The organism is Arthrobacter sp. MMS24-S77 (genome assembly GCF_054888235.1).
The window spans coordinates 2,418,553-2,438,171 of record NZ_JBTZRN010000001.1 but is presented as its reverse complement, the minus strand read 5'-3'; the positions used below and the strand labels follow the sequence as shown (position 1 = coordinate 2,438,171).

20 protein-coding genes are annotated in these 19,619 nt (G+C 64.3%); all 20 read right to left on the bottom strand.

What is annotated here, in order from left to right:
- Positions 1-79 precede the first annotated feature (79 nt).
- Complete coding sequence (gene coaBC / locus ACX5I4_RS11140; RefSeq protein WP_461836716.1) at positions 80-1,342, bottom strand: bifunctional phosphopantothenoylcysteine decarboxylase/phosphopantothenate--cysteine ligase CoaBC; 1,263 nt, start codon at positions 1,340-1,342, stop codon at positions 80-82.
- 27 nt (positions 1,343-1,369) lie between these two features.
- Entirely contained in the window at positions 1,370-1,630 is a 261-nt protein-coding gene (rpoZ, locus tag ACX5I4_RS11135; protein ID WP_078109003.1) for a DNA-directed RNA polymerase subunit omega, read from the bottom strand.
- Positions 1,631-1,669: 39 nt separating this feature from the next.
- Complete coding sequence (gmk, locus tag ACX5I4_RS11130) at positions 1,670-2,242, bottom strand: guanylate kinase (RefSeq protein ID WP_028267126.1); 573 nt, start codon at positions 2,240-2,242, stop codon at positions 1,670-1,672.
- 64 nt (positions 2,243-2,306) lie between these two features.
- Positions 2,307-2,633, bottom strand: a complete 327-nt coding sequence (mihF, locus tag ACX5I4_RS11125; protein ID WP_461836715.1) for an integration host factor, actinobacterial type — start codon at positions 2,631-2,633, stop codon at positions 2,307-2,309.
- 109 nt (positions 2,634-2,742) lie between these two features.
- On the bottom strand, positions 2,743-3,639 hold the full coding sequence (pyrF, locus tag ACX5I4_RS11120) for an orotidine-5'-phosphate decarboxylase (RefSeq protein WP_461836714.1): 897 nt from the start codon (positions 3,637-3,639) through the stop codon (positions 2,743-2,745).
- Positions 3,632-6,940: a carbamoyl-phosphate synthase large subunit gene (gene carB, locus ACX5I4_RS11115; RefSeq protein ID WP_461836713.1), complete on the bottom strand. Its 3,309-nt coding sequence runs from the start codon at positions 6,938-6,940 to the stop codon at positions 3,632-3,634. The genes pyrF and carB overlap by 8 nt, the downstream gene beginning before the upstream one ends.
- A complete protein-coding gene (carA, locus tag ACX5I4_RS11110) occupies positions 6,940-8,229 on the bottom strand; it encodes a glutamine-hydrolyzing carbamoyl-phosphate synthase small subunit (protein WP_461836712.1) in 1,290 nt (429 codons plus the stop codon). The genes carB and carA overlap by 1 nt, the downstream gene beginning before the upstream one ends.
- A complete protein-coding gene (locus ACX5I4_RS11105) occupies positions 8,210-8,728 on the bottom strand; it encodes a PH-like domain-containing protein (protein WP_461836711.1) in 519 nt (172 codons plus the stop codon). The genes carA and ACX5I4_RS11105 overlap by 20 nt, the downstream gene beginning before the upstream one ends.
- Complete coding sequence (locus ACX5I4_RS11100; protein WP_461836710.1) at positions 8,728-10,089, bottom strand: dihydroorotase; 1,362 nt, start codon at positions 10,087-10,089, stop codon at positions 8,728-8,730. The genes ACX5I4_RS11105 and ACX5I4_RS11100 overlap by 1 nt, the downstream gene beginning before the upstream one ends.
- Positions 10,089-11,102 carry an aspartate carbamoyltransferase catalytic subunit gene (locus ACX5I4_RS11095; RefSeq protein WP_461836709.1) on the bottom strand — a complete coding sequence of 338 codons (1,014 nt, stop codon included), beginning with the start codon at positions 11,100-11,102 and terminating at the stop codon, positions 10,089-10,091. The genes ACX5I4_RS11100 and ACX5I4_RS11095 overlap by 1 nt, the downstream gene beginning before the upstream one ends.
- Positions 11,099-11,680, bottom strand: a complete 582-nt coding sequence (gene pyrR, locus ACX5I4_RS11090) for a bifunctional pyr operon transcriptional regulator/uracil phosphoribosyltransferase PyrR (RefSeq protein WP_269992114.1) — start codon at positions 11,678-11,680, stop codon at positions 11,099-11,101. The genes ACX5I4_RS11095 and pyrR overlap by 4 nt, the downstream gene beginning before the upstream one ends.
- Before the next feature lie 198 nt (positions 11,681-11,878).
- Complete coding sequence (gene nusB, locus ACX5I4_RS11085; RefSeq protein ID WP_461836708.1) at positions 11,879-12,289, bottom strand: transcription antitermination factor NusB; 411 nt, start codon at positions 12,287-12,289, stop codon at positions 11,879-11,881.
- Positions 12,289-12,852 (bottom strand): elongation factor P, encoded by a 564-nt coding sequence (efp, locus tag ACX5I4_RS11080; protein ID WP_028267136.1) that lies wholly within the window; start codon positions 12,850-12,852, stop codon positions 12,289-12,291. Before efp ends, nusB begins: the two co-directional genes overlap by 1 nt.
- A gap of 191 nt (positions 12,853-13,043) precedes the next feature.
- Entirely contained in the window at positions 13,044-13,565 is a 522-nt protein-coding gene (locus tag ACX5I4_RS11075; RefSeq protein WP_461836707.1) for a tetratricopeptide repeat protein, read from the bottom strand.
- Positions 13,562-14,653, bottom strand: a complete 1,092-nt coding sequence (gene aroB / locus ACX5I4_RS11070) for a 3-dehydroquinate synthase (RefSeq protein WP_461836706.1) — start codon at positions 14,651-14,653, stop codon at positions 13,562-13,564. Before aroB ends, ACX5I4_RS11075 begins: the two co-directional genes overlap by 4 nt.
- Positions 14,650-15,216 (bottom strand): shikimate kinase, encoded by a 567-nt coding sequence (locus tag ACX5I4_RS11065; protein ID WP_461836705.1) that lies wholly within the window; start codon positions 15,214-15,216, stop codon positions 14,650-14,652. The genes aroB and ACX5I4_RS11065 overlap by 4 nt, the downstream gene beginning before the upstream one ends.
- Entirely contained in the window at positions 15,216-16,415 is a 1,200-nt protein-coding gene (gene aroC / locus ACX5I4_RS11060; RefSeq protein ID WP_461836704.1) for a chorismate synthase, read from the bottom strand. Before aroC ends, ACX5I4_RS11065 begins: the two co-directional genes overlap by 1 nt.
- A gap of 26 nt (positions 16,416-16,441) precedes the next feature.
- Positions 16,442-17,311 carry a shikimate dehydrogenase gene (locus ACX5I4_RS11055; RefSeq protein WP_461836703.1) on the bottom strand — a complete coding sequence of 290 codons (870 nt, stop codon included), beginning with the start codon at positions 17,309-17,311 and terminating at the stop codon, positions 16,442-16,444.
- Positions 17,308-19,032, bottom strand: coding sequence for an endolytic transglycosylase MltG (gene mltG / locus ACX5I4_RS11050; protein WP_461836702.1), 1,725 nt, complete (start codon positions 19,030-19,032; stop codon positions 17,308-17,310). Before mltG ends, ACX5I4_RS11055 begins: the two co-directional genes overlap by 4 nt.
- On the bottom strand, positions 19,029-19,619 hold the full coding sequence (gene ruvX, locus ACX5I4_RS11045) for a Holliday junction resolvase RuvX (protein WP_461836701.1): 591 nt from the start codon (positions 19,617-19,619) through the stop codon (positions 19,029-19,031). Before ruvX ends, mltG begins: the two co-directional genes overlap by 4 nt.

Genomic DNA, 19,619 nt, shown 5'->3' with positions numbered 1-19,619 from the left:
CTCGGTTGAGGGCGGTCGGCTTCCGCCGTATGTCCCTATGCTAAGGATGGACCAGCTAAGGAATGATCTGCGTCCAGGCCTAGGTGGCCGGGTGCACGCGGCTCAACTCAGTGCTGATGCGGTCAATGACGGCGGCGGCGACGTCGGATTTCGAACCGGCCGCGGACTGCGGCGCCGCACCATGGCCGGAGAGAATGATCACAGAATTCTGGTCTTGGCCGAACACCCGCCCGACGCCGACCTGGTTGACCACCAAAAGATCACAGCCCTTGCGTTTGAGCTTGGCGGTGGCGTGTTCGAGGACGTTGCCGTCTTCGTCTCCGGTTTCGGCCGCGAACCCAACGATCAATTGCGTGGTTGATTCGGCGTCGCGGCGCCCTACCAGCTCATGCAGGATGTCAGGGTTCCGCACAAGGCGCACCACGGGAGCGTCGTCGCCTTCGCTCTTCTTGATCTTCGTATCTGAAACTTCAGCGGGACGGAAATCAGCCACTGCAGCCGCCATGATCACGACGTCGGAGCCAACGGCGGCTTCCAGCGCGGCGTCGCGGAGTTCCAAAGCAGATTCAACCTGGACCAGTTCGACGCCGGCGGGAGGCTGGACGTCCATATGGGCAGCGAGGAATCTCACAGTGGCGCCGGCGTCGAGGGCTGCTGCGGCAAGGGCAACACCCTGCTTACCGGAAGACCTGTTCCCGAGGAAACGGACCGGATCCAGGGCTTCCCTCGTGCCGCCCGCGGAAATTGTCACCGTTCGCCCGGAGAGAGGTTTGGGGCCAACAGGCTGGGTGGAAGGCGCGGCGCTGGAAGGTATCGTGGCGCCAACCAAAGCGAGGGCCGCCGCGAAAATGGCCTCCGGTTCGGGGAGCCTGCCCGGCCCGGAATCCGCGCCAGTCAACCTACCCACTGCGGGTTCAAGGACGGTGATGCCGCGGCTGCGCAGTGTTTCCACGTTCGCCTGGGTTGCTTGGTTCTGCCACATTTCGGTGTGCATCGCGGGAGCAAAAAGCACCGGGCCATGAGCCATGAGGAGCGTGTTGGTGAGTAGGTCTCCGGCTTGGCCGGTAGCGGCCTTGGCCAACAGGTCGGCGGTTGCCGGTGCGACCACGATGAGATCGGCCTCATGACCAAGCCGGACGTGGTTGACCTTCTCCACGTCGTCAAAGACACTGTTGCTCACCGGATTGCCCGAGAGAGCCTCCCAGGTAGCTACGCCGACGAATCGGCTGGCGGCCTCCGTGGGAATGACCGTGACGTTGTGTCCGGCCTCAGTAAAAAGCCGGAGGAGCGATGCAACCTTGTAGGCTGCGATCCCTCCCCCGACTCCGAGGACTATGCGCACGTGACCTCCGTCAACAGGCAGTCTGTTTTACTCTGCGGGCTCGATCGGGGTGGAGACCAGAAGGCCTTCGTTGATCTCGCGCAGGGCGATGGAAAGCGACTTCTCGTTCAGCTTCGTGTCGACCAGCGGGCCAACGTACTCGAAGAGGCCCTCGTGCAGCTGGGCGTAGTAGGCGTTGATCTGGCGCGCGCGCTTGGCGCCGAAAATCACCAGGCCGTACTTCGAATCGGCAGCAGCAAGCAGCGAATCGATCGGCGGGTTGATGATGCCTTCAAGGTTCGTGGACACGAAATCTCCAAATTCTAACGGGCTGACAAGTGCTAGCGCTTAGCGCTGGTGCGGGGTAAGCCCCATGAGTGAAACAAGCTCGTCCGCTGCCCGGCGTACGTCGTCATTGATGACGGTGTGGTCAAACTCCGGTTCAGCGGCAAGTTCCAGTTTAGCGGTTTCCAGCCGCCGCCGCTGTTCCTCGGGGGTTTCGGTGCCGCGCCCTACCAAGCGGCGGACCATTTCGTCCCAGCTGGGTGGCGCGAGGAAGACGAAGTTCGCGTCGGGGACGGCAGCCTTGACCTGGCGCGCGCCCTGCAGATCGATCTCCAGCAGCACGGACTTGCCTTCGGCAATTGCGGCGTCGACCGTGCTGCGGAGCGTGCCGTAGCGGTTCTTGCCGTGCACCACTGCCCACTCGAGCAATTGGCCATCTTCAACAAGAGCGTCGAATTCTTCGGCGGATTTGAAGAAGTAGTGGACACCGTCTGTCTCCCCCGGACGCGGCGCCCGGGTGGTGGCCGAAACTGAAAGCCAAACCTCGGGGTAGTTGTCGCGGATATACGTGGATACGGTTCCCTTGCCAACGGCAGTGGGGCCTGCGAGGACGGTCAGTCCCGGATTCTTGCTCACATCGTCCTTCGTGGAGAGGCTGCATTTCTTCTTAAACGCTGTATTTGTTTAACCCTGTATTTGTTCAAACGCTGTATTTGTCTTCCATAAAATCTATCAGCGACCGGGACTGGTGAATTCCCAGACCCCTGAGCCTGCGTGATGGTGCGATTCCGATCTCGGCCATGATGGCCGCGGCCCGGACAGGGCCAACACCCGGAACAGCCTCCAGAAGCTCGGAAACACGCATGCGGGCGATGGCCTCATCAGTCTGCGCCGACTTGACCAGCCGGGCGATGCTGAGTTCACCGGTCCTGAGTTGTTCCTTGGCCAGGGCCCGTCTTGCCCGGGCCCTGGCGGCCTTTTCCAAGGCATCGGAACGTTCTTCTGCAGACAAAGCTTTCAACGTCACTGACACATCCCCCTTTGGCCGGCATCAAGTGCGTAGCGGTTTGGACTGCTCCCGAAGCTACCGCGTGGTCAGTGCGAAGCGCAATGCACCGGACCCTGCAACATGTCGATCAACCTTTCAGCAAGCCGTCACGCGTGGCCTCAGTAGCAGAACGCAATCCGGCAACGGCGGGACCGGCAGCAAGGATTCCGCGGCTCGACGTCGCAAGTACGGCCGGATATGCCTCGCCGAAAGTGTCACGCAGATCCGCGGGCGTGGCGCCCTGGGCTCCCAGCCCGGGAGCCAAGATGGGGCCCCGAACCGCATTCAGGTCCAAGCCAAGGTCCACTAAGGCCGTGCCGATAGTGGCACCCACCACAAGACCGACAGACCCCATGCCCACCGAGCCCAGGGCGCCGGCATAGCGACGGTTCTCGTCCGCGGCCGCCTCAACGATCCTTCGAGCAACCGACTCGGAGCCGCCAACGTGCTGAACGGACTTTCCCTCGGGGTTGGAAGTCAGCGCAAGGACGAAAACACCCCGGCCGTACTCGGCCGCGAGGTCCAATGCCGGACGCAGTGACTCGAATCCGAGATATGGGCTGAGCGTGACCGAATCCGCAGCCAAGGACGAACCGTCGCGCAGCCAAGCGTCAGCGTATGCAGCCATCGTGGAGCCGATGTCTCCCCGCTTGGCGTCGGCAATGCTCAACACGCCGGCCTCGGACGCGGCCGCAAGGGTCCGTTCCAGTACGGCCATGCCCGCGGAGCCGTGGCGCTCATAGAGTGCCACTTGCGGCTTCACCGCGGCAGCGAGCGTCGCCACCGCCTCCACAACGGTGAGCGAAAAACGCTCCAGCCCGGCGACGTCGTCGTTCAATCCCCAGTCCGCCAGCAGCCCGCGGTGCGGGTCGATCCCGACGCACAAGGGCCCGCGCGCGGCCATGGCGGCAGCCAGGCGGGAACCGAACGGCTGTCGGGGCCCCGACCTGACAACAGGCTGCCCGACTACAGCAGACTCAGGCATTGACGGCCTCGGTGGATGCCTTCAGGTTGGCGGCGTGCTCCTGCAAGCTGGTCACCGACCACTCATAGGTGCGCAGCGCCTCGATTGCCTGCACCGCGGCGTTGAACTCGGCCACGGTGGTGATGCACGGGATGCCGATGGACGTAGCGGCCGCACGGAGCTCGTAGCCGTCGCTGCGGGCTTCGCCCCCGGAAGGCGTGTTGAAGACCATGTCGATCTCGCCGGCGATGATGAGGTCCGCGATGGTGCCTTCGCCCTCGGCGCTGCTGCCTTCCGCGACCTTGCGGACCGGGGTTGCCTGGATGCCGTTTCGGCGCAGCACATCCGCCGTACCGCCAGTGGAGACAATCTCGAAGCCGAGATCGGACAGGCGCTTGACGCCCATGATCACCGAGCGCTTGTCCCGGTTGGCGACCGAGACGAAGATCTTGCCTTCGGTGGGCAGCGCATTGTTGGCCGCGGCCTGGCTCTTGGCGAAAGCGGTGTCGAAATGCTTGTCGATACCCATGACCTCGCCTGTGGAGCGCATTTCCGGGCCGAGCAGCGAGTCCACCACCTTGCCCTCAGGCGTCCGGAAGCGGCTGAACGGCAGCACGGCTTCCTTTACGGCAACCGGCGCGTCGAGCGGCAGGGTTGAGCCGTCGCCCGTTTCCGGCAGCATCTTGTAAGCGCTGCGCAGCTGGTTGATGGTGACGCCGGTACCGATCAGGGCGGCAGCCTTGGCCATCTGCACGCCAGTCGCTTTGGAAACGAACGGCACGGTGCGGGAAGCGCGGGGGTTGGCTTCCAGGACGTAGAGCACGTCGGAAGCCAGCGCGAACTGGATATTGATGAGGCCGCGGACGCCGACGCCTTCCGCGATGGCCCGGGTGGCCGTGCGGACGCGTTCGATCACGTTGTTGCCAAGGGTGATCGGCGGCAGGACGCATGCGGAGTCACCGGAGTGGATGCCGGCTTCCTCGATGTGTTCCATGATGCCGCCGAGGTACATGTCCGTCCCGTCGAAGAGCGCGTCGACGTCGATTTCGACGGCGTCCTCGAGGAAGCGGTCGATCAGTACCGGGTGGTCCGGGGTGATCTCGGTGGCGTTGGCGATATAGCGGGAGAGGTTGGCTTCGTCATAGACGATTTCCATGCCTCGGCCGCCGAGCACGTACGACGGGCGAACGAGGACCGGGTAGCCGATTTCGTCGGCGATCTTCTTGGCGTCCTCGAAGGACACCGCGGTGCCGTTCTTCGGGGCGATCAGGCCGGCCTGGTCGAGCACGCGGGAGAACATGCCACGGTGCTCGGCGAGGTCAATGGCCTCGGGCGAGGTGCCCAGGATCGGTACACCCGCGTCGGCCAGCTGCTGTGCGAGCTTGAGCGGAGTCTGCCCGCCGAGCTGCACAAACACGCCCATGACGCCACCAGTGCGTTCCTCCGCCGCGATGACTTCGAGGACGTCCTCAAGGGTCAGCGGTTCGAAGTACAGGCGCGTGGAGACGTCGTAGTCCGTGGACACGGTTTCCGGGTTGCAGTTGACCATGACAGTCTCGTAGCCGGCCTTGCGCAGCGCCATGGAGGCGTGCACGCACGAGTAGTCGAACTCGATGCCCTGGCCGATGCGGTTCGGGCCGGAGCCCAGGATGATGACGGAAGGCTTGGCGTGCAGGCCCACCTCGTCCTCTTCGTCGTACGAGGAGTAGTGGTACGGGGTGTAGGCGGCAAATTCGGCGGCACAAGTGTCCACGGTCTTGTAGACCGGACGGATGCCCAGCGCCTGGCGGACGCCGCGCACAACAGCTTCCGGGGTGTGCGTCAGGGCGCCAATCTGCTCGTCCGAGAAGCCGTGGCGCTTGGCGTTGCGCAGCATCTCTTCGGTCAGGGCACCGGCCTTGCGGATCTCCTGCGAGGTCTCGTTGAGGAGTTGCAGCTGGTCCAGGAACCACGGATCGATCTTGGTGGCGGCGTAGAGCTCTTCGACCGAAGCACCTCCGAGCAAAGCGCGCTGGACCTGGTAGAGGCGGTCCGTCGTCGGGCGCTTGGACTTCTCGATGAGTTCCGGAACTTCCCACTCGGGCACGTGGCTGAAGTCCAGCTGCGAGCCTTTTTGCTCAAGGGAGCGAAGCGCCTTCTGCAGGGCTTCCGTGAAGTTGCGGCCCATGGCCATCGCTTCACCCACGGACTTCATGGTGGTGGTCAGCGTGTTGTCCGCGGCCGGGAACTTCTCGAAGGCGAAGCGCGGAACCTTGACGACGACGTAGTCGAGCGTCGGCTCGAACGATGCCGGCGTCTTTTGCGTGATGTCGTTCGGGATCTCGTCCAGGGTGTAGCCCAAGGAGAGCTTGGTGGCGATCTTGGCGATCGCGAAGCCGGTGGCCTTGGAGGCCAGCGCCGAGGAACGCGAAACGCGCGGGTTCATTTCGATAACGACGACGCGTCCCGTGTCCGGCTCGATGGCGAACTGGATGTTGCAGCCACCCGTGTCGACGCCGACTTCGCGGATGACCGCGATGGAGATATCGCGCAGCCGCTGGTACTCGCGGTCGGTCAGGGTCAGGGCCGGGGCAACGGTGATGGAGTCGCCCGTGTGGACACCCACCGGATCGAAGTTTTCGATGGAGCAGACAACAACGACATTGTCGTTCTTGTCGCGCATCATCTCCAGCTCGTATTCCTTCCAGCCGAGGATGCTCTCTTCGAGCAGGACCTCGGAGGTGGGGCTGTACTGCAGGCCCTGGCCGACGATGCGGCGCAGGTCGTCCTCGTTGTATGCCAGGCCCGAGCCCAGGCCACCCATTGTGAACGACGGGCGGACGACCATCGGGTAACCGAGGTCTTCCGCGGCGCCCAGTGCTTCATCCATGGTGTGGATGATGTGGCTGCGGGCCGACTCGGCGCCGCAGCGCTCCACGACGCCCTTGAACTTTTCCCGGTCCTCGCCGAGTTCGATCGCAGCAATGTTGGCACCGATGAGTTCGACGTTGTACTTCTCGAGCACGCCGTTCTTGTCCAGGGCGATGGCCGTGTTGAGGGCAGTCTGTCCGCCCAGCGTCGGCAGGAGGGCGTCCGGGCGCTCCTTGGCGATGATCTTTTCGACCACCTCGGGGGTGATGGGCTCGACATAGGTGGCATCGGCGAACTCGGGGTCCGTCATGATGGTGGCCGGGTTGGAGTTCACGAGGATGACGCGCAGGCCCTCCTCCTTCAGCACTCGCAGTGCCTGGGTGCCGGAGTAGTCGAATTCGGCCGCCTGGCCGATGACGATCGGGCCGGAACCGATAACAAGGACGCTCTTGAGATCTGTACGCTTTGGCATTACTTGGTGTCCTCGTTCTTCGCGGAGTTCGATGTCTGAGTGTCGGCGGCCTGCGCGGCGTTCCGGCCGTTCTTCGTGCTCTCCATCAGGTCGATGAAGCGGTCGAAGAGGTAGGCGGCGTCGTGCGGTCCGGCTGCGGCTTCGGGGTGGTACTGGACCGAGAAGGCCGGGATGTCGAGGCAGGCGAGTCCTTCCACGACGTCGTCGTTGAGGCTGACGTGGCTAACCTCCACGCGGCCAAAGCGCTCTTCCGGAGCCAGCGTGGCGCCGTCCATGGGAGCGTCGACGGCGAAGCCGTGGTTCTGCGAAGTGATCTCCACCTTGCCCGTACGCCGGTCCATCACCGGCTGGTTGATGCCGCGGTGGCCATACTTGAGCTTGTAGGTACCGAATCCGAGCGCGCGGCCCAGGATCTGGTTGCCGAAGCAGATACCGAAGTACGGCAGCTTCTCGTCGAGCACCGCGCGGAGCAGCTTCACCTGGACGTCAGCGGTGGCGGGGTCGCCAGGGCCGTTGGACATGAAGAAACCATCCGGGTTGACTGCCTTGACGTCCTCCAGCGTGGCCGTCGCGGGCAGGACGTGGACGCGGACGCCACGTTCGGCGAAACGCGCCGGGGTCATGGCCTTGATGCCAAGGTCAATCGCGGCGATGCTGAATTTCGCTTCGCCCTCCCAGCCGTGGTCGGCCGGTTCAACAACGTACGCTTCGTCGATGCTCACTTCTTCGGCGAGTCGGGCGCCTTCCATGGGGGCGCTGGCCAGGACGGTGTCCAGCAGCTCCTTGTCAGTGGCCTTGGCTGCTTCGCCGGAGAAGATTCCTGCACGCATGGTTTTGTGCTCGCGCAGGTGCCGGGTGATGGCCCGGGTGTCCACGGACTGAATGCCGACGATGCCCTGCTCAATGAGCTCTTCATCAAGACTGCGCTCCGAGCGCCAGTTCGAGGGGCGGCGTGCGGCGTCGCGGACCACATAGCCGGCCACCCAGATGCGGCGGGACTCGGCGTCTTCCTTGTTCACGCCGGTGTTGCCGATGTGCGGCGCCGTCTGGACCACGAGCTGGCGGGCGTACGAGGGATCCGTGATGGTTTCCTGGTAACCGGTCATGCCGGTGGCGAAAACGGCCTCGCCCAAGGCGATCCCGGTAGCGCCGTAGCTGCGGCCACGGAACGTGCGGCCGTCTTCGAGGACCAGCACTGCCGCGGAGGACTCTGCCGGGTTGTTAGGGGTCACTGAGTTTGCTGTCACTGCGTTGGTGTCCGTCACGTTGTTACTTTCCACTATCGGCATCTGCCTGGGGGGCTGCAGAGATCAATTCTTGAAGTGCTTCGAGGAGGGGTTGCTTGTCGGCGGCGTGCCTGGTCCTGAATCCGGTATCGAGCTCACGTTCTCCGAGCATCCAGCTCAAGACCACCAGTCCGTCCTTTTCCACGAACTTTCCGGCCATGCCGCTGGCGCTGCGGCAATCGGTCACGGCCCGCGATGGAATGAACAGTGGTCCGGTTCCCGCGCGGTCGAAGAGGACGCCTTCCGAATGGACGCTCATTTCCGCGTTCCCGCGGAAGCCCAGGCCATGGACCGCGATCCGGTCAAGCCAGTCTCCCGACGTCGTGGTGGCGACATACTGGCCTTCAGCCACAATGCCCGCCGGGCTGAGCTGTTCAGGCACTTCCGGAAGCGGCCCGAAGCCGGCCTGCCGCTTGAGCCTGCTGCGCCAACCCATCGCGATGAGTCCGGCGACAACCGCGGCAAGACACAAGACCAGGAGCAAGGAAGCGACTTTGTCCATCAGTTGCTGCTGCCTGCGGCGGCAATGTCCGCTGCATAACGGTACGGGGTGTTGAGTTTGCCGTCCAACACGGTCGGGTGGCCCTTGAAGAAAGTGGCGACGACGGCGCCCGGCAACTCCTTGCCCGCAAAGGGTGAGTTCCGGCCCATGGTCGCCATCTTATGCGGATCCACAATCCAGCGGGCAGCCGGGTCCACGAGGATCACATTGGCGGGCTCTCCGGCCTCAAGCGGGCGTCCCTGGTCTGCCACCCGGCCAATGGCCGCCGGCACTGTGGACGTGACGCGGGCGAAGTCGGCCCACGTCATCAGCCCGGTCTCGATCATGGTCTCCTGGACTACAGACAAGGCTGTTTCCAGGCCCGTCATGCCCATGGCCGCCTGGGCCCACTCACATTCCTTGTGCTCGCTCGGATGCGGGGCATGGTCCGTGCCGACGACGTCGATGGTGCCGTCTGCGAGTCCGGCACGGAGCGCCTGGACATCCGCGTCGGTGCGCAGGGGCGGGTTGACCTTGTACACGGGGTCGTAGCTGCGGACCAGCTCGTCGGTGAGCAACAAGTGGTGGGGCGTGACCTCGGCGGTGACGTTGATCCCCCGTTCCTTGGCCCAGCGGACGATCTCTACCGATCCGGCGGTGGACACATGGCAGACGTGCAGGCGGGAGCCGACGTGTTGGGCCAGCAGGACGTCCCGGGCGATGATGCTCTCCTCGGCGACCGCCGGCCAACCGGCAAGGCCGAGAACGGCGGAGACGGTGCCCTCGTTCATCTGGGCACCAGCGGTAAGGCGCGGTTCCTGCGCGTGCTGGGCAACGACGCCGTCGAACGCCTTGACGTATTCCAGGGCACGACGCATCAGCACGGGATCATGCACGCAGATGCCATCGTCGGAGAAGACGCGGACCTGGGCGCGGGAGTCGGCCATGGCGCCGAGTTCGGCGAGCTGTTCGCCTGCGAGTCCCACCGTGACGGCGCCCACCGGCCGGACGTCCACCCAGCCGGACGCGCGGCCCAGGCTGTGGACTTGCTCGACGACGCCGGCGGTGTCGGCCACCGGGTTGCTGTTGGCCATGGCGTGCACCGCCGTGTAGCCTCCGAGGGCCGCGGCGCGGGTTCCCGTTTCTACGGTTTCGGCGTCCTCGCGACCGGGCTCGCGCAGGTGGGTGTGGATGTCGACCATGCCGGGAAGTGCCACGAGGCCGGCGGCCTCGATCACCGTGGCGCCTTCGGCGGACAGGCCGGTGCCCCGCTCAGCGATGACGCCGTCGCGGATCAACAGGTCCTCGGCGTCGCCGCCCAGAATGGCCGCGCCGCGGATCAGGTAGGTACCGGTTCTTGTACCCGTTGCGGTCTCGGTCATCAGTTGTTCTCCTTGTCGGAACGGGCGGTGCCCGGCGTGGTGGCGGCTTCACGGGTATCTCCCGAGAGCAGCAGGTACAGGGCGGCCATCCGGACCGAAACACCGTTGCGGACCTGGGCCAGCACGGTGGAGCGGGGCGAATCGGCGGCGGCGGAGGAAATTTCCAGTCCGCGGTTCATGGGGCCCGGGTGCATGATGATGGTGTCTTTGAGCCCGAGTTCATCGAGGGCCCGGAGGCGGGCATCATCGAAGCCCCACCGGCGGGAATACTCCCGCGTCGAGGGAAAGAATGAGGCGTTCATGCGTTCACCTTGGACCCGCAGCATCATCATCGCATCCACGCCGGCCTCGAGTGTCTCATCGAGGTTGTAACTGACCTTGCAAGGCCAGTGTTCGACGCCGATCGGCAGCAAGGTGGGCGGCGCCACCAGGGTTACTTCCGCACCAAGGGTGCGCAGCAGCCACACATTGGAACGGGCGACGCGGGAGTGCAGGACGTCGCCGGCGATTGCGACGCGCATGCCTGAGAGATCAGCGCCCGCGGATGCCGAGCCGTGCAACTTGGACCAGTGGCGGCGCATCGTGAACGCGTCCAGGAGAGCCTGGGTGGGGTGTTCATGCGTGCCGTCGCCGGCGTTGATGACGGCAGCGTCGATCCAGTCGGTGGCAGCCAAGCGGTGCGGCGCGCCGGAAGCCCAGTGACGGATGACCACCGCATCGGCGCCGATCGCCGCGAGGGTCTGCGCGGTGTCCTTGAGGGACTCGCCCTTTGATACCGAGGAACCTTTTGCCGCGAAGTTGATGACGTCGGCGGAAAGCCGCTTGGCTGCCGCCTCGAAGGAAATTCGGGTGCGGGTGGAGTCCTCGAAGAAGAGATTGACTACCGTGCGGCCGCGCAGGGCGGGAAGCTTCTTGACCTCCCGGTCCCCCACTGCGGCCATCTCTTCGGCGGTATCCAGGATCCGGATGGCGTTCTCGGCGCTGAGGTTCTCTGTGGAGAGCAGGTGTTTCACGCGCCGGCCTCGATCACTACTTCATTGATCGGTTGGCCGTCCACCGAATCGAGTTCTTCAAGGTGGACCCGGACTTTTTCCGAGGAAGACGTGGGCAGGTTCTTGCCCACGTGGTCCGCGCGGATAGGCAATTCGCGGTGGCCGCGATCCACGAGGACGGCGAGGCGGACGATGCGGGGCCGGCCAAGGTCGATGATGGCGTCCAGGGCTGCCCGGATGGTGCGACCCGAGTACAGGACGTCGTCGATGAGGACAACAACCTTGTTGTCGATGCCGGACAGCGGCAGCTTGGTGGGATAAGGGGGCCTGGCGGGCTGGTGGGAAAGATCGTCCCTGAACATGGTCACGTCCAGCTGACCGACTATTGCCGAGGCGTTGACGGACGGATCTGCGGCGGCGATCTTGTCTGCCAGCCGTACAGCCAGCGGATAGCCGCGGCGCGGGATGCCCAATAGAACCAGATCCTGGGAGCCCTTGTTGGCCTCGAGGATTTCGTGGGCGATACGAGTGAGCGCACGGTCGATATCCGCGTGGTTGAGGACAACCCGGGACGGCACCGGCGCAGTGACTTCAGTCATCGCTCGTCTCCCCTTTCCCCGCCTCACGGGACGGAATTAAAAAGGAACATTTGCCCTACAAAATTACCACAGGGGTGGGGGGCGTCCGACGCGCCCCGGGCCCTCGGAATGCGTTTTAGCTCACACGCCGGTATTGCCAAGGGCCGGTGCCCACAGTTTTCCTGTGGAGACCGGCCCTTTGGGTGCTCTCCGTGCCGCCTAGGCGAGAAGCGAGGGCTTCAGCTTCTGCAAACGTCCTAGGAGGCCGTTGATGAACGCAGGAGATTCGTCGGTGGACATGACCTTTGCCAGGGCTACCGCTTCGCTGACCGCTACGCCGTCCGGGACGTCGTCGTTGTAGAGGAGTTCCCAGGCGCCGATACGCAGGATAATGCGGTCCACTGCCGGCATCCGCTCAAGGGTCCAGCCCTGCGCGTAGGTCTGGAGGAATTCGTCGATGGTCGGCTGCATGGCAACCACGCCCTCCACGATGTCGGTCGTGTACGGGTTGACCACAAGGTCGGTCTTTTCCCGGCGGGCCTTCAAGACCTCGAAAGCGGAGGCGGAACGCTGCTCCGCCTCGAACAGAACTTCGAGGGCCCTGTTACGGGCCTTACCACGGGCACTCACTAGTCGTTGACCCGGCCCAGGTAGCTGCCGTCGCGGGTGTCAACCTTGACCTTGGTGTTGTTCTCAACGAACAGGGGCACCTGGATCTCGTAGCCGGTTTCAAGAGTAGCTGGCTTGGTTCCAGCGGAGGAGCGGTCGCCCTGCAGGCCCGGCTCAGTGTAGGTGATTTCGAGCACGACGCTCGGCGGCAGCTCGATGTACAGCGGCGTTCCCTCGTGGATGGCGATGTTGACCATCTGGTTTTCCAGCATGAAGTTGGTGGCGTCGCCTACCGTGGCACCGGAAACAGTGATCTGGTCGAAGTCCTGGGTGTCCATGAACACGAAGTCCGCGCCGTCCTGGTACAGGTACTGGTAGTCGCGGCGGTCAACGGTGGCGGTTTCGATCTTGAGGCCGGCGTTGAAGGTCTTGTCCACCACCTTGCCAGACATGACGTTGCGCATCTTGGTGCGTACGAACGCGCCGCCCTTGCCCGGCTTGACGTGCTGGAATTCAATGATGTTCCAGAGCTGGCCCTCGAGCTTCAGCACGGTACCGTTCTTGATGTCATTTGTGGTTGCCACTAGTGTCCTCTGGTTTCTTTCACTGGTTCTAGCTGCGCCTTCTGGCTTCCAGCCGACTATGCCAAGCAGGCATGCCTTGACGGCCGCCAGCGCGTATTTATCAAAAATCCAAAGACCATTCTACCGGCAAAATGTGGCGCGCCTGCTCGCGCCCATGGTTCGGCGGTGGGCCCGTTCGGGAGGCGCCCCGTTCAGGAGGCGAGTTCGAGGGCGTTCCGGGCACGCTGCAAGGCAACGGCAGAGGAGTAGATCAGGGAAGCATCAGCCGCCAAGGCAACGCGCAGGTCCAGGGCCTTGGTGAACGATTCCGCTGCGGCCACGGGATTCCCGGCCACAAAATGGGCTCGACCCAAATACTGATGGACGATCGGTTCCTTGGCAGTTCCCTGGACTTCCCCGAGCAATTGGCGGAAGAGCTCCACAGCGCGGTCGAAGCGGTTGGTGGCACGGTGCAGTTCGGCCTCGAAGATCCGGAGTTTGAAGGACTCGGGATCGTTGTAGCGGGCCTCGGCCAGCAACTCGGCGGCTTCGCCGGGGTGGCCTTCGAGCATGAGCGCCATGATGCGGTCAGCGGGATCGCTGGATTCGGCCAACGCGGACTGCATGGCTTCCTCGTTGACGATATGCGGCAGGAGCGTGTCCGGGTTGGTACGTACTCCGGGGAACCCGCCCGTAGGCCAATCACTGATGCTGCTGAAGGTTTCAGTCGTCATGATGCGATCTCCTGGTAGGCAGCGAAAAGCAGCGAGGTGTCAGGAACGTCGAGGATTCCGGGCTTCGCCACGCCGTCGAGCACCACAAAGCGCAAGAGGTCGCCACGGGACTTCTTGTCGCGCCGCATGCCGTCAAGCAGCCCCTGCCAGCGGTCCCGGCGGTAGGTGACCGGCAGCCCGAGCCCCTCAAGGATGGTGCGGTGCCGGTCGGCGTCGACGTCGGAAAGCCGCCCGACGCTGCGGGCAAGCTCGGCGGCGAACATCATGCCGACCGAAACTGCCGCGCCATGACGCCACGAGTAGCGTTCCACGAGTTCGATCGCGTGGCCCAGGGTGTGGCCGTAATTGAGGATTTCACGCAGCCCGGATTCCTTGAGGTCTTCCGAAACCACTTTCGCCTTGACGGCGATGGCACGTTCGATGAGCTCGCGAAGCACCGCCGAGCCGGGGTCGGTGACTTCCTCCGGCTTGTTTTCGACGAGGTCCAGGATGGCGGGATCTGCGATGAAACCGCACTTGATGACCTCGGCCATTCCGGAAATCAGCTCGTTCCTGGGCAGTGTCTGGAGCGTGTCCAGGTCCGCGAGGACGGCAGCCGGCGGGTGGAAGGAACCCACCAGGTTCTTGCCCTCCGCCGTGTTGATGCCGGTCTTGCCACCCACAGACGCGTCCACCATGCCAAGGAGGCTCGTGGGCATGTGGATGACTTTGACGCCGCGCAACCAAGTTGCGGCGACAAATCCGGCGAGGTCGGTGACGGCGCCGCCGCCCACCGCAACGATCGCATCGGAGCGGGTGAAGTCATTCTGGCCAAGCACCTGCCAGCAGAAGGCCGCAACCTGGATGTGCTTGCCCTCTTCGGCGTCGGGAATCTCAGCCGTGACGGCCGTGAATCCCGCCGCCTCGAGCTCCGCGCGCACCGTGTCGCCGGTCAGCCGCAGGGCACGCGGGTGGACCACGAGAACACGCTTGACGCGCTCCCCCAGCTTCGCGGGAAGGGTCTCCAAGAGACCGCGTCCGACGACGACGTCGTAGTTTTCGTTCGCGGACTGGCCGGTAACCTTGATGACAGTTGCTTCGTTGCTCACTTTTGCACTTCCTCTTTCAAGGCCGCGTATTCACGCAGTCTTTCCTCCACGTGGAGGGCGATTTCCGCCACGGTTCCAGACCGGACATCGACGGTGACATCTGCCAAACGTTCATAGACGGGACGCCTGGCAGCAAACAGGGCTTCCCAACGCGCCATGGCGTCGCCCGCGAGGAGCGGCCGGCCAGTGTTGCGGGCGATACGTTCGGCGACCGTCTCGGCATCGCATTCGAGATAGACCACAGTGCAATCGCCCAGGAGCTGTTGCGTGCCGGAATCCAGCACCGCGCCGCCGCCAAGTGAAACAACCCCGCCGTCGGTGCTCGCTGCTTCGACAGCACGCGCCACCGTCCTTGCCTCGATCTCCCGGAAGGCATGCTCTCCGCGACCGGCAAAAATATCCGCGATGGTCCCGTGGTGCTCAACAATGACGACGTCCGTATCCACAAACGGCACGCCCAATTGCTGGGCGAGCTGGTGGCCAATGACTGACTTGCCGACAGCCATCGGCCCCACCAAAGCAATCGCAGGCCCGTGACCGGCGCCCGAGGTACCGCGGACCACTAGTGGCCGACCGAGTCCAGGTTTGCCGGGATGCTGTCCAGGTAACCCCGAAGGTTTCGTGCGGTTTCAGCGACGGAGTCACCGCCGAATTTCTCAGCGACAGCTTCGGCCAGAACCAAGGCGACCATGGCCTCGGCGACGACACCAGCAGCCGGGACGGCACAGACATCGGAGCGCTGGTGGTGGGCCTTGGCGGCTTCACCGGTGCTGACGTCAATGGTCTTCAGCGCACGGGGGACGGTAGCGATGGGCTTCATGGCGGCGCGGACCCGCAGGACTTCGCCGATGCTCATGCCGCCTTCAATGCCACCTGCACGGTTGGTCTTCCGCACAATGCGGCCGGCCTCGTCCCTGACAATTTCGTCATGCGCAGCGGAACCCCGGCGGGCAGCGGTGAGGAAGCCGTCGCCCACCTCAACGCCCTTGATGGCTTGGATGCCCATCAGGGCAGCAGCCAAGCGGGAGTCGAGGCGACGGTCCCAGTGCACGTAGCTGCCCAGCCCCGGCGGAAGGCCGTAGGCCAGGACCTCGACAACACCGCCGAGGGTCTCGCCTTCCTTGTGCGCTGCGTCAACCTCGGCCACCATGGCGTCCGAGGTCTCGCGGTCGAAGCAACGCAAGGGGTCAGCGTCGAGGGCCAAGACATCGGACGGCACGGGCAGCGGCCGACCTTCCGGAACGGTGACGCTCGCGATGGAAACCGTGTGGCTGACGAGTTCGATGCCGAGTTGCTTCAGGAATTGGGAAGCGACTGTGCCAAGGGCGACGCGGGTGGCGGTTTCCCGGGCGCTGGCGCGTTCGAGAACCGGACGCGCCTCAGGGAAGCCGTACTTCTGCATGCCCGTGAAGTCTGCGTGGCCGGGCCGCGGGCGGGTCAGGGGTGCGTTGCGGGCCTGGTCGGCGAGGAGTTCGGGATCCACCGGGTCGGCAGACATGATCTGTTCCCATTTGGGCCACTCGGTGTTGCCGATCTGGATGGCGATGGGACCGCCCTGCGTGACGCCGTGCCTGACACCGCCAAGGATGCTCACTTCGTCCTGCTCGAACTTCATCCGGGCGCCTCGGCCATAGCCGAGACGGCGGCGCGCCAAGGCGTCGCGGATTTCCCCGCTGGTGAGTTCCACACCGGCGGGAACGCCTTCAACAATTCCGAGCAATGCCGGGCCATGGGATTCACCGGCGGTCAACCAACGCAACATATATCCAATCCTGCCATGTAAGGCCCCTAGTACACCCGCCGGGGAAGCCCGACTGAGTCGCACATCACATCTATGACATCGGCGGTGACGTCAGCGCCGGAAAACAAACGGATTTGCTCCACGGCTTGGTAGAGCAGCATTTCCAACCCGGGAACCACCACTCCACCCCGCGACTGCCACACTTCGGCAATGCGGCTGGGCCATGGATCGTAGGCGACGTCGAGCAGCACACCCCAGGCGCCGTTGGGAAGCCTGCCGTCGGGAAGTTGGTCAAGCTGCGAGGCAATGCCGTCCGCCGCCCGCGGCGGAAGCGTGGAGATCACCAGATCGGCCCCCGCGATGCCTTCAGCCGCCTCGGCGATCGGCCGGAGTTGGACCGGGAGTCCGACGGCGGCAGCTGCGGCTTTCGCCTCGGCCGCCCGTCCGGCGTCGCGCACGTAGACGTCAACGTGGTCCGAACCCAGTTCGTGGAGTGCGGCAATGGCGGCCGCGGACGTTCCGCCGCCGCCAAGAATCGCGGAACTCGGCCGTTCCCTGGCCCCGGCGTTCCTGACGGCTTCGACGATGCCGGCCACATCGGTGTTGTGGCCGACCCGCAGCACACCGTGCTCAGTGGCTTCGAACGCGACGGTGTTGATGACGCCCAAGTGGGCGCCGGCCCCGCGGACTTCGTCGACCTCGTCGACCATGGCGGTCTTGAGCGGCATGGTCACGGACAGGCCGCACCAGTTGTCCTGCGGCTGCAGGCTCGCCATGAAGGCCGGAAGCCGCTCAACGGTCACGTCGATGGCTGAGTAGTCGATGTCGAGTCCAAGCTTCGCGTAGGCCGCACGGTGGAGTGCCGGTGACTTCGAGTGGCTGATGGGGTGCCCCAGGACGGCAGCACGTCGACTCACACGCACCGTCCCGCGTTGGCGGCACACCATGCGTTGTATTGCTCAACGTACTTGCTGTGCTCCGCCAACGTGCTGGAGAACTTCGTCTCCTTGGTGTCGAGGTTGATGGTCACCCAGTAAAGGTAGTTGTTGGCCGTCGGTTTCGCGGCCGCGTCGATGGCCGTTTTGCCGGGCGAGCCAATCGGGCCAACCGGCAGACCCACGTTGGCGTAGGTGTTGTAAGGGTTGCTCTTGTCGGCCTTCTGGGCGTCGGTCAAGTGGAAGGTCTTGGTACCGAGGCCGTAGGTGACGGTGGCGTCCGACTGGATGAGGCCGTTCGTCTCCGTGTTGCCCGGCTTGAGCCTGTTGTAGATGGCACCGGCTACGTTGCCGTAGTCGGCCTGGCCGCCTTCAGCCTGCACAATGCTGGCGACGGTGATGGTCTGGTACTGCTTGGCGGGATCCGTGACGCCCTGCGCCTTGAGCTCATCGGTGGTGGCAGTGACCAGCTTCTGGAGGATGTCCTTGGCGGAAGTCCCCAGCGGGAAACGGTACTCCCCCGGCGCCAGGAAGCCTTCAAGGTTCTTTGCGGGGGCCGGGACGCCAAACTGGGCCGGCGAGTCGCTCAGGGCCTTCAGCTCGGACACGGGGACACCCGAACCCTTGGAGATCGCATCGAGGGACTCCCCTATTCGAAGCCCTGCACTGAGCGCGAAGTACATGACCTTGGAAGCGTCCTTGTTGAGGAGGACATTCACGGCATCGGCGTTCTTCATTTCCGTGCGGAACGTGAAGTCACCCGGTGAGAGTTCACCCCCGGCCGCCGTGAATGCGGCCAGGAACGTGTCAGCATTGGCGATGACGTGCTGGTTCTGGAGGTTGGTCGCGACCAGTTTGGGGCCGGATCCGGGGGCCACGGTGACCGTGACGGAACCTGTGCCCGGGCCGGGATAGTCACTGACCTTGTCCATGCCGAGCAACGGCTTCAGGAATTGAGCCCCGACGGCAACTGCTGCCACAAACACCGTGAGGGTGAGCAGGAGCGCGAGAAGGCGACGACGACGGCGGACTTTCTTCGACGGAACCTTTGCCACCGGAGCCGCAGCCGGGATGAGGTCATGCGCATCGTGCTCTTCATGGACTTCGTAGTCGAAGTGGGGATCGTGGTGCTCATAACCTTCGTCATGAGCATGCAGTTCATGGAATTCGTCGCCGTGTGCGGCGTCGTAGGCCGGAACAGCTTCGTAATGCCCGGCGTCATAGTGAGGGACGTCAGGGTGCACGGCGTCAGGGTGCCCGGCGTCAGGGTGCCCCGCGTCAGCGTGCACAGTGTCAGGGTGCTCAGTGCCGTGATTGTGCCCTGCGACGTGGTGCTCCGCCGCGTCAGGAATCACGGCGCCGTCATGCGACGCCCCGTGATGCTGCAAGTCTTCTTCGGGCTGAACCACATCGGCCTGCGGAAGAAAGTCCATGGACGGCGGGGTTTCGCTGCGAACGCCGTCATCGTGGAGTTCCGCGGCACGGGCCGGCGCAACAGGTGCCGCTGGCTCGTAGTGCGGCACATACGCTGGCTGCGGCTTCGGCACGGGGACAGGTTCAAAGTGCACAGGCACAGGCGGTGGCAACACCTCCTGGTTCTGCGTCTCCAGGAAGCGTTCCCTGGCACGGATTTCACGACGAGTCAGGGGCCGGGTGCGGTCTTCTGATGCGTCGTTGGAGGGGTCGTTGTTGACCGGGCTCACAATTGTCTTCCCCTCGTTGGAGAGTGTGGATCAATGTCGGAGGCTGGCAGCGGCGCGCTGGCGCCGTCAATGTGTTGGGGTGGCATCGGCGTGTGCACGCGCCTGCCCACATCTGCTCCTCTGGCTTTTTGCATGTCGATCGCGTGCTGCAGAATTCCGGCAGCGGCAACCTGATCCACCACTTTACGATGGTCCTTGCTGCTCATGCCAGCTTCGTGGAGATTGCGGTGGGCCGTCACGGTGCTGAGCCGCTCGTCCACCATGTTGACGGGAACATCGAGTCCGCGTCCCTGCAAGTGGGCCGCAAGCAACTCCGCGTAGTCGGTTGCCATGACCGCAGACGCGTGTTCTTCGCCCTTCATCGTGCGCGGTAGGCCAACGAAAATCTGGACTACTCCGAGCTCCTCGACATGCCGGACTATCACCCCGACGTCGGAATTCCTCTTGGCGTCCCGGCTCACCGTCTTGAACGGCGTCGCCAGGATCCCGTCCGGATCGCAGATGGCAACTCCCACGCGGACGGTGCCGACGTCTACCCCCAGTTTGATGCCCCGGGGGTAGTCGTCGTTGCTCGCAATGGCCTCCAA